The organism is Pseudomonas sp. GW821-FHT10B02 (genome assembly GCF_059415665.1).
Map to the genome: position 1 here is coordinate 1 of NZ_JBWKNR010000033.1, position 8,795 is coordinate 8,795.

11 protein-coding genes and 1 pseudogene are annotated in these 8,795 nt (G+C 49.3%); 11 read left to right on the top strand and 1 reads right to left on the bottom strand.

Going from position 1 to position 8,795, the window contains the following annotated elements; genetic code table 11:
* From AC07OF_RS25680 to AC07OF_RS25715, 8 genes are all read left to right on the top strand, one after another.
* Positions 1 to 501 (top strand): virulence factor TspB C-terminal domain-related protein (locus tag AC07OF_RS25680; RefSeq protein WP_495073673.1); only part of this gene is annotated, 501 nt, incomplete at its 5' end.
* Positions 502 to 505: 4 nt separating this feature from the next.
* Positions 506 to 802 carry a DUF2523 domain-containing protein gene (locus AC07OF_RS25685; protein WP_495073674.1) on the top strand — a complete coding sequence of 99 codons (297 nt, stop codon included), beginning with the start codon at positions 506 to 508 and terminating at the stop codon, positions 800 to 802.
* Between the two features lie 2 nt (positions 803 to 804).
* The gene (locus AC07OF_RS25690) at positions 805 to 1,836 is read left to right on the top strand and encodes a zonular occludens toxin domain-containing protein (RefSeq protein WP_495073675.1); all 1,032 of its coding nucleotides are present in this window, start codon (positions 805 to 807) and stop codon (positions 1,834 to 1,836) included.
* Positions 1,833 to 3,059, top strand: a complete 1,227-nt coding sequence (locus tag AC07OF_RS25695) for a type II secretion system protein GspD (RefSeq protein ID WP_495073676.1) — start codon at positions 1,833 to 1,835, stop codon at positions 3,057 to 3,059. The genes AC07OF_RS25690 and AC07OF_RS25695 overlap by 4 nt, the downstream gene beginning before the upstream one ends.
* A gap of 34 nt (positions 3,060 to 3,093) precedes the next feature.
* Positions 3,094 to 3,336: a hypothetical protein gene (locus AC07OF_RS25700; protein WP_495073677.1), complete on the top strand. Its 243-nt coding sequence runs from the start codon at positions 3,094 to 3,096 to the stop codon at positions 3,334 to 3,336.
* A gap of 20 nt (positions 3,337 to 3,356) precedes the next feature.
* Positions 3,357 to 3,641: an antitoxin Xre/MbcA/ParS toxin-binding domain-containing protein gene (locus tag AC07OF_RS25705; RefSeq protein WP_495073678.1), complete on the top strand. Its 285-nt coding sequence runs from the start codon at positions 3,357 to 3,359 to the stop codon at positions 3,639 to 3,641.
* A 489-nt stretch (positions 3,642 to 4,130) separates the two neighbouring features.
* Positions 4,131 to 4,517, top strand: a complete 387-nt coding sequence (locus tag AC07OF_RS25710; protein WP_495073679.1) for a hypothetical protein — start codon at positions 4,131 to 4,133, stop codon at positions 4,515 to 4,517.
* Between the two features lie 329 nt (positions 4,518 to 4,846).
* Complete coding sequence (locus AC07OF_RS25715; RefSeq protein ID WP_495073680.1) at positions 4,847 to 6,415, top strand: protein rep; 1,569 nt, start codon at positions 4,847 to 4,849, stop codon at positions 6,413 to 6,415.
* A 309-nt stretch (positions 6,416 to 6,724) separates the two neighbouring features.
* Here the strand turns inward: AC07OF_RS25715 and AC07OF_RS25720 are convergent, their stop codons facing one another.
* Positions 6,725 to 6,925, bottom strand: a complete 201-nt coding sequence (locus AC07OF_RS25720) for a hypothetical protein (protein WP_495073681.1) — start codon at positions 6,923 to 6,925, stop codon at positions 6,725 to 6,727.
* A 169-nt stretch (positions 6,926 to 7,094) separates the two neighbouring features.
* On the opposite strand from AC07OF_RS25720, the gene AC07OF_RS25725 reads away from it, so the two are divergent.
* The 3 genes and pseudogenes from AC07OF_RS25725 to AC07OF_RS25735 all read left to right on the top strand — a co-directional run.
* A complete protein-coding gene (locus tag AC07OF_RS25725) occupies positions 7,095 to 7,349 on the top strand; it encodes a hypothetical protein (protein WP_495073682.1) in 255 nt (84 codons plus the stop codon).
* Positions 7,350 to 7,557: 208 nt separating this feature from the next.
* Complete coding sequence (locus tag AC07OF_RS25730) at positions 7,558 to 7,743, top strand: major capsid protein (RefSeq protein WP_495073683.1); 186 nt, start codon at positions 7,558 to 7,560, stop codon at positions 7,741 to 7,743.
* A gap of 168 nt (positions 7,744 to 7,911) precedes the next feature.
* Positions 7,912 to 8,795, top strand: a pseudogene (locus AC07OF_RS25735) (hypothetical protein); the annotation flags it as partial.

Genomic DNA, 8,795 nt, shown 5'->3' on the forward strand with positions numbered 1-8,795 from the left:
GGAGGGGATGGCAACGGCGGCTCTGGGGGCGATGGCAACGGCGGCTCTGGGGGCGATGGCAACGGCGGCTCTGGGGGTGATGGCAACGGCGGCTCTGGGGGCGATGGCAACGGCGGCTCTAATTCCGGCGGTTCTGCTTCTGGTACTGCATGTGATGCTGTTTTGAGTTGCTCTGGTGATGCTATTCAGTGTGCGATCCTTTCTCAGCAAAAGAAGTCTGCTTGTGCTTTAGCTGGTCTTACTGCCCGCGATGAAGCTGCTGCTGCGAATTTGCTTTCTGGTGACAAGTTCGAGCTTGAGGAAAAAACCGTTGCGGTTACCTCCCTTTTTGAACGGGCTAGGTTTCTGCCGGAGGCATGCCCTGCGCCGTTGGTTATGAACCTTTCCTTCGGTACTTTTGAACTTGGATTCGATTTGATCTGTGATTATGCAAGTGTTTTTGCAGGCTTTCTGATTTTAAGCGCAACACTTCTTGCACTGATGATCATATTTAAGGAGTGAACTAATGCCAATGGCAATCATCTGGGCTCTTGTTACTGCTGCAGTTCCTGTTGTAAAGATGGTTTTGAAAGCTCTTGGTATTGGGGTTGTTTCGTACGTAGGAATAAACCTAGTTCTTACTCAGGCAACAGATGTGATCATTAATAACATACTTGGTCTTCCTATGGAGCTGCAGCAACTCATGGGGCTTATCAAACTTGATGTTGCGGTTAATATCGTTTTATCAGCCATTACAACTAAGTTGACCCTTAGGGGGATCGATAAGCTTACTGATACCAAAACCAAACTTACAGGTCTCTAATCATGCTTGTTTTGCGTACTGGATTGCCTGGGGCATCTAAAACTCTTAATTCTCTTAAGGAAATCGACGAAGAAGCTTCTTCGTCTGGCAGACCTGTCTATTACCATAATATCAATGAGCTTCAGACCGATAAGCTAAAGGCGACCTGGAATCAGTTTGATGACCCGATGCTTTGGTATGAGCTTCCCAAAAATTCTATTATTGTAATTGATGAAGCTCAGGGTTGGTTTGGTGATAGGGATAAACGACAACCTATGCCACCTCATCTATCTGAGTTTGAGACTCACAGGCATAAAGGTTGGGATATTCATCTTATTACCCAGCATGGTTCCATGTTAGATGTTCATGTGCGTCGGCTTGCTGGGCGTCATATTTTCTATATGCGTCTCTGGAACGGTAATCGTGTTTCTCGTTATGAGATGGATAAATACGTAGATCAAGACAAGCCATCACAGCTTAAGCTTGGTCGAAGAACAATTATTAAGATTGATAAGGCCTTTTTCGGTCTTTATAAATCCGCTGTCGCACATAACATGAAGTTCAGACCTCCTTTTGTTGTCTGGGCTCTCCCTATACTGGTCATAGCACTCGTTTATTTGTGTTATTCATACTACGACAGTTTAGGTGAGCGAACTGTTGTTCCGCATAAGGTTGATGATCCTTCGGCTACACAATCTCCTCCACGTACGGTGCTTATGAGCGGTTCAGGTCGCGTTGCGGACCCTTCAATCTACACACCTCGGGTCGAGGGACTTCCGCTTTCTGCTCCGATTTACGATGCTCTTACCGTTCCTTCCGTAGCTCCTAAGCTCACGTGTTTTCTAAGTAATGACCAAGACTACAATTCACGTAATCCAGCAAAACTGGAGGTTCTTGTTTCCAATGGTCCTTCCATTGCTTGTGGTTGTTTTACACAGCAAGGCACGAAGGAGGACGTTTCTTTTGAGCTGTGCCGCGCCTATGCATTGAATGGAAGCTTTGATAGCAGCCCTACCACTCTGGCTCGACCAGGAGCCGTAGGGTACCGAAAATGACTAGGTTCATTGGTGTTTTCATCTTGTTCCTGGTCTGTGGTTCGGCTTCAGCTGGTGGTCTTACTTTTCGGCTTGATCAGGTACCTGCAACTCAACTTTTGGCTGCCACTTACAAGAACATTCTCGGCAAGAGTTATGCGGTAGACCCGACTGTCATCGCTAACCCACCATTGGTTACGTTTGATGTTGATCAGTGGCCAGCTGAAAAGCTTCAGGGCACGGTCGACTCTGTCCTACTCCGAGCCGGAATCGAGAAAACAGAGACACCAGACGGTCTTGTTTACTTCTCATTGTCTAAGAGGGCTCAGAGGTCAGCAGCTGCTGGCCTTAACTTTGACGGCCCGCCTGGCTCGATTGGCCCGATGCCTTCTCTTATGTCTGATGAGCTGCAGCCAGCCACTGATTTTCAGGTCTATGTCCCACACGATCGTACGGTTGCTAGCCTTCAGGCCGTAGCTAATCAGCTGCTCGGTACCAAGATTGATGCCGGCGATGTGGTCGTTTTGGTTGGTGATCCAGAACGCATCGAGAAAGCCCTTTTTGTCCTGGAGTCGCTTGATCGTGCAGTTGCTGAGGTTCAGGCAAAAGTGCTTGTTGTTGAGTTCACATCCAGCGAGGTTGAAGGCAACACCTTTGAGTTTGCCTTGAGTGCGCTCTCGGGCAAGTTGAACCTCGGGATCACGTCACTGCTCCCACCTGGTGAAAGTGTTCTGAAGATTGCTACTGGTGATTTTTCCGCGATTCTTTCAGCGGTTTCTGGTGATAGCCGTTTTTCGGTTGTCTCGTCGCCGGTGCTCCGGGTAAAGGACGGAAAGACAGGTACGGTTGAGGTTGGTGAGGAAGTACCGACCCTGTCGACAACCAGCTTCGATAATCAAGGCAACGCTCAACAGTCAATCAAGTACCGGTCTGCTGGGGTTATTTTCCAGCTCAAGCCATCGATCATGAAGAATCGTATTGAGCTTGAGCTCAAGCAGCAGATCTCTGATTTCAAGGCGAACGACACGTCTGGTATTGACTCCCCGACGCTTTCTAAACGAGAGCTTTCGACAGTCGTCCAGGCGCGTGATGGTGACCTAATCGTGCTTGGTGGTTTGGATCAGAACAAGGACAGCGTTTCTGGTCGTGGCTTCAGTTTTTTGCCCAAATTCATGCGCTCGAATGCCTCTGAGAAGAGCCGCACGCAGGTCCTGATATTCCTGCAGGTCGATCGTACGACCTGAGTAGAAATCTCTAATAGCTAAGGAAATTTTCAAGATGAATGAACCTACCATCCCAACCCTACGCTCTTCCATGATTCATATCCTGGTCGTTGTAATGACGTCGCTCCTCGGTATTGGCTGCTTGCTGATGGCATTGGAAATGATGACAACCGCGCTCATTGCTGGTGGTGCCGTGTCTAATGAGACTGTTCTCTATGTTGGCTGCTCTGTCCTTGCCGGAATGCGTATCCAATGGCAGGCCATCATAGATTGGGAACGCGTTCGTAAGCTTTTGTGATGAAGCGGGAGATCGACTGTATGGACAGAAATGCACGATTAGCCTTGCTCAAGCGCTTCCTGAGCCCGGAAAAGTTTTCGCATGCGGAATCTTTCTGTGAATCAGGTAGTTATGCATGTTCTGTGCTTCTCAAGACCTTTGCCGCGGCTGAAGCCGTTTTCGGTGACCCTGAGCTGGCTGCTCAGTGGCTATTGAAGCCTGCTATTGCGCTCGATCGGCGCCGGCCTTTGGATCTGCTTGCCGATGAGTCTGGCTTTGAGATCGTGAGCGATCTGCTTGTGAGGCTGGATTATGGTGTTTATTGAAATGGTACTAAAAATACCTAAGACGCTTGGTTCTGAGCGTCTGAAATAGTACCAAAAATGCTTGTGCAATAATTCTTGGATTGGTACCATTAGCCATGAAGAAGATAGACACGCCTCTGTAAATGGTACCAAACGGTCATAGCATAGAGCACCTACTCCAATGATTAGTAAAGTCCAAAACAGTGTTTACCTGGTCGTTGCCACCTCAGCCAATTGCCATGACCGAAAGCCATCCTACTTACGGACTTTTCCAGACCGAGTTCAGGCTGAGTGCTGGCGAGATGAAGTCATCGACTACCACATAACTGAACCGCAAATCGTTGATTACATTGTCAATGGTGATGATCACTTGCATGTTTACTATGACCTTTTGTCAGCTTGGCGCATTAACCATCCGGGTGGAGAAGCAGCGTCCCACCATCAGCGTTTTGAATTGGTTGAAGTCCCTTTTGGGCAGCCCTGAAATTTGAATGACTATTGGTGAATACGATGTTGGTCAAGATCCAAGATGTTCCTGATTCCTTGGTGGCTCTGCTGAAGGAATCCACTGGGTGTGGTACCGCTTCCAAGGCCTTTATGGCTGCTGCAGGTGCATACCTTTCCCTCGCTCAACAAGTAGAGCAACAGAGCGCTGAATTGGCTGAATTGAAGGAAAAACTTGCGGTAGCAGAGCGTGTGATTGATGAAGCTCAGAGTGCTGCTTTGGCCTTGCTTGGGTGTACTAACCCTGAGGTACTAAAACCGTCCTCGCCGACTTTTGCAGCTGCTGTCGAAGGTACCAAAACGCCCGGATCTATTAAGGACCTTGGCGAGTGGTTTGAGAAACAGGTAGAACCTGAAACGGTACCAGACGCTGATCTTTCTTCCCGCGGCTGATTCATTTTGGTCTAGGTCAGGGGCCGCGACCCCGGCTCATCGTGACAGCCTTACCGTCGCGATGAACGGAGTCCCGGGCGAAGCGAACCCTTGACCATGCCCCGATTGAAATTACTCTTTGCCTGGGATGTAGGGGGCGTTTTTCCCCCTGCATCCCTGGCCTCGCCGAGAGCTCCCGGAGGGCCGCCGGCGGCGATCTTGATCTTGTTGGACACAAGAACACGACCGATGTGGTTTAATCGGTCTCGATAAGAAAACGGACGCAAAAAAAAACCCCCCTGTACAAGCTGTGGCGGCTTAGGGAGGTTTTTCGGCTTCGGAGGCCGTGGATGCATCATAGCTCAGATGTTGAGGGGGCTCTAGACCCCTCTGATCGGCTACCTGTGGCGGGTGCTGATCAGGCCGCGAAAGCGGCCCTTGGTATAAATGCGAAATCCTCTACCACCTGTGAGGATGCCAAAAACACCGCTAAGGCCCGTGCTGTAAGGGCTGAACGGTTTTTCGCTCTGGCAAAAAGTCGGGAAATTTTCGCTCGCGAATCCGCTTCCATTGGGATCAAGCAGTACGACAAATTTCACCGGACTTTTGCCTGTCATCACAATCGCATAGGAACCTTTGTAGAGGTTCACCGTAGTGCTATGCATCAGAAAGCTTTCTACGGTGGCCTGGCTACCTGTGGCAGCGTTTGGGCATGCACTGTATGCGCGGCCAAGATCCAGGAGCGGCGGCGAGAGGAAATAGCCCAAGCGATCGATCACGCTTACGGTGAAGGCAAGCACGCACCGGCCATGGTGACTTTCACGTTTCCCCACATGCATGCCGATGTGCTGCGCTCGTTGATTCTCAAACAGCGTGAGGCCTTTAAATACCTGCGTGAGGGCAATAGCTTCAGGCTGTTCTGTAAGCGCTTCGGTTACAAGGGGCTTATCCGCTCGCTCGAGGTCACCCATGGGCAAAATGGTTGGCACCCGCATACCCATGAGTTGTGGTTTGTACGACCGCTGAAAAAGGCCGAGCGTGAAGCGTTCCTGGACTTCGTTAAATCGCGCTGGGAGAAGGCTTGCATCAAGGCTGGTCTGATCGATCCGACCGACCTGGTCAAGATGCGCAGCTTTCGGATGTATAGCTGTGACGTCCGTTTCAATGTCACGACTGGTGACTACCTGGCCAAGCAAGATGGCTCCCGTCATTGGGGTGCTGATCGAGAGATGGCCAGCTCAAAGGCCAAGACCAAGAACAAATTCAAGGGGTGTCATCCACATGATTTTCTCATGCGTGATGACCAGTCAGGCCGCCGGCATTACCTCGAATACGCGTTGACCATGCGTGATCTTCGTTGCCGGCAACTCTACTGGTCACCCGGGCTTAAAGACTGGGCCGGCGTCGATGAAAAAGATGATGAGCAGATAGCCGAGGAGCAGACAGAAACCGCCGACATACTGGGCTTTCTGACGGCTGACGAGTGGCGATCGATCTATAAGGCTAAGGCAGAGGCTGAGCTGCTTGATATCGCCGATACAGGTGATTGGGACCGTGTTCAGCTGCTTTTGAAATCACTATCTACTTCTGTTCAGGTTGAACCCGAAACAGCCGCGGCGATCGTTTCTGTACAGCAAGAGCCGAGGCCTGCTGTTCGTGATGTGCCGATGCATCTAACCAGTAAGGCGCTCACAGCGAGGCGGGCAGGCACGCCCGTAGCTTCTGAAAGCTATGTTCAGGCGCCTTTCTGGCTTGATCTGGTTCAGTGGAAGCTGGTCGATGATTCTGGTGCTTATGAAGCGCTCGTAGCGGTCTACGAGACCGCTCTGAGAATGTCAGGATTGGTCCAGGGTTCTCCTGAATATACTGCGCTGGCTTCATCGGTGATCGAGGACGCGCTTGCCTGTTTAGCGCTGTGAAAAACTCATGCCGCGGGCCGTTTTTTGAGTCGAAATTACACATTTTTTTGCACATATTTTGAACCTCTGAAACCCATATGAAACGGGGCTTTCAGAGGTTCTATCAAGCCTTAAAACAGGCATTTCCTGCACATTTTTTGTCAGACCTTTTTCTCATTGATTGTCATCCCCATGGTAATGGCCTTGCCGGACCGGTGTTGAGCAATCGAGGAGCTTAGGTGTTCAGCGTTTGAAGACGTCCCCAGTAGGTGCCTTGTTTCGCTCATACCTGGTTCGTTCGTCAGTTCGCTTCTAACCTCCCTTATCCATTCATGCAGGCTCAGACCCCGGCTTTCTGCGTGCTTTTCCAGCTGGCTCAGCTGCTCTTTCATTCTCGCGTTGCTCCTTGGCTATTTTCAGTAGCTCGGCCACCGCCTCATCCATCGTGCAATCACGCTCGATGGTCATCAGCTTGAGTTCTTTCCAGACCTCAGTGGTGATACCGACGTTCTTCAGTCTTTCTTTGGTCATTCTGCGATCCCTTTCTGTGTGCCACCACCCAATGTGGTGCATCAAAGTGCTCAACGTGTTTTAGTGTTGTGGTGCTGTTGCATTTTAGTGTTGTCGTGTTAGGATTTGTCTTGATCACGGCGGACCCTGTGACACGAAAACACACCAACACAACGAAAGGTTACCAAGCATGGACCTCAAGGTCGAAATCGAAGGCATTAAGAAATCGGGCGTATCGAAGTCGAACACCCCCTACTTCATTCTGGCGTGCTACGTGATGCTCCCTGGCGTACGTCATCCCCAGGCCTGTGATCTGTTCTCCGATAAGGCCTTGAACCCTGGTACCTACGATGTGCCGGCCGCGTTCTCGGTTAAGGAAAACCGTCCTTACATGGAGCTGAAGCTTTCGGAGGCCAAGCTCTCGAAAATCGGTCAGGCCGCGTGATCACATTCCTGGGCTGTGAAGGTCAGTGGTCCAATTTGACGAACCCTCCGTCATGTAGTGGTGGATTACATGTTCTTACAGCTCAACAACTTGTTGCATCGCAACAACTCAGCTCCGAAGACTATTTAGTACTTAAGGATTCTGTTGCTGGAATTTTCTTTATGGTCTTTGGTTTTGTTGTCTTAAAAAAACTTTTGTGAGCTTATTCATGAATAAATTGAAGGCGCTTTTTGCTGTTCCGGCTTTAACTTTGATGTTGGCTTCTGGTGCTCATGCTGCAATTGATGTTTCTTCACTCGACACTACTTTGGCTGATGTTGCCATTGTTGGTCTTGCTGTTTTCGGCGTTTATATCGCTATCGCTGGTTATAAGTACGTCCGCAAGCTGCTGTGATGAAATAGCGCCGGCTAGGGCAAAGCGACAACGGAGCCTGCCCGCCGGCGCGTCTTCTCTCACTCGGGCTTCGGCCCTTTTTTTTGGTCTGCGATTATGTTTGATCCGAATGCTTTTTACCTGATTGTTTTTACTGTAGCCATTATCATTCTTTTGTTTGGATAAGCCATGTTCAAACTAATTTTACTTTTCTTATTTATTTTCAACTCGACTTCTGCATATTCCGCCGAGGGAGATCAGATTTGGTTTTATCAATCCTTTGTTAATACTACTCAGACAATTGCTTCTGGCACCAATGTTCAAGCAGGTATTTATAATCTTTGCAGAGTAAAATCTGATACTGATTATACAAATATATCTGAGCCTTCTCATTCATCTGGTGATAGTGCGTTCGGTCATTTTATTGGCGGTGTCGCTTCTACTGATCAGGTAGACAGTACCACCTGGCAGTGCGCATATAACAGCGCTAAACCTGGAGATACTAACCTATATTATTTTTATGTTTATGCCGAGAAGCAATGTGATGAGGGTTCTACTTATGACCGTGAGAGTCGCGAGTGTGTTAAGCCTCAATGCATAGAAGGTGATACTGTTCTGCTTTCTGGTGTTTCCTCTAGTTTAGTTCAGACTGCTCCTAATACTGTTTACATCGCTGATAGAACCCCGGAAACTGCTTGTTACTCTAATAGTACCCCTATTAAGGGCTGCAGCTACAAAAAACCTCAGTTCTCCCATTCTTGTTATGCTGATACTGCGCTGTCTTGGGATGAGTCCGGCAATCTCATATCTTCAAGCACAGGTCACTGTAACTATAAGTTTATTAATAGCGGTACAACTTGCAATGTAACATCGTCAAATACATTGCCACTGGGTTGGGGTGGTTACTCTCTAACACCTTCAGGATCTGATTCATTTACATGTGAAGATGGCATTACGACTCCTGGTTGTCCTGAAGATTCTACCGGGGATGGATCTGGAGGGGATGGCAACGGCGGCTCTGGGGGCGATGGCAACGGCGGCTCTGGGGGCGATGGCAACGGCGGCTCTGGGGG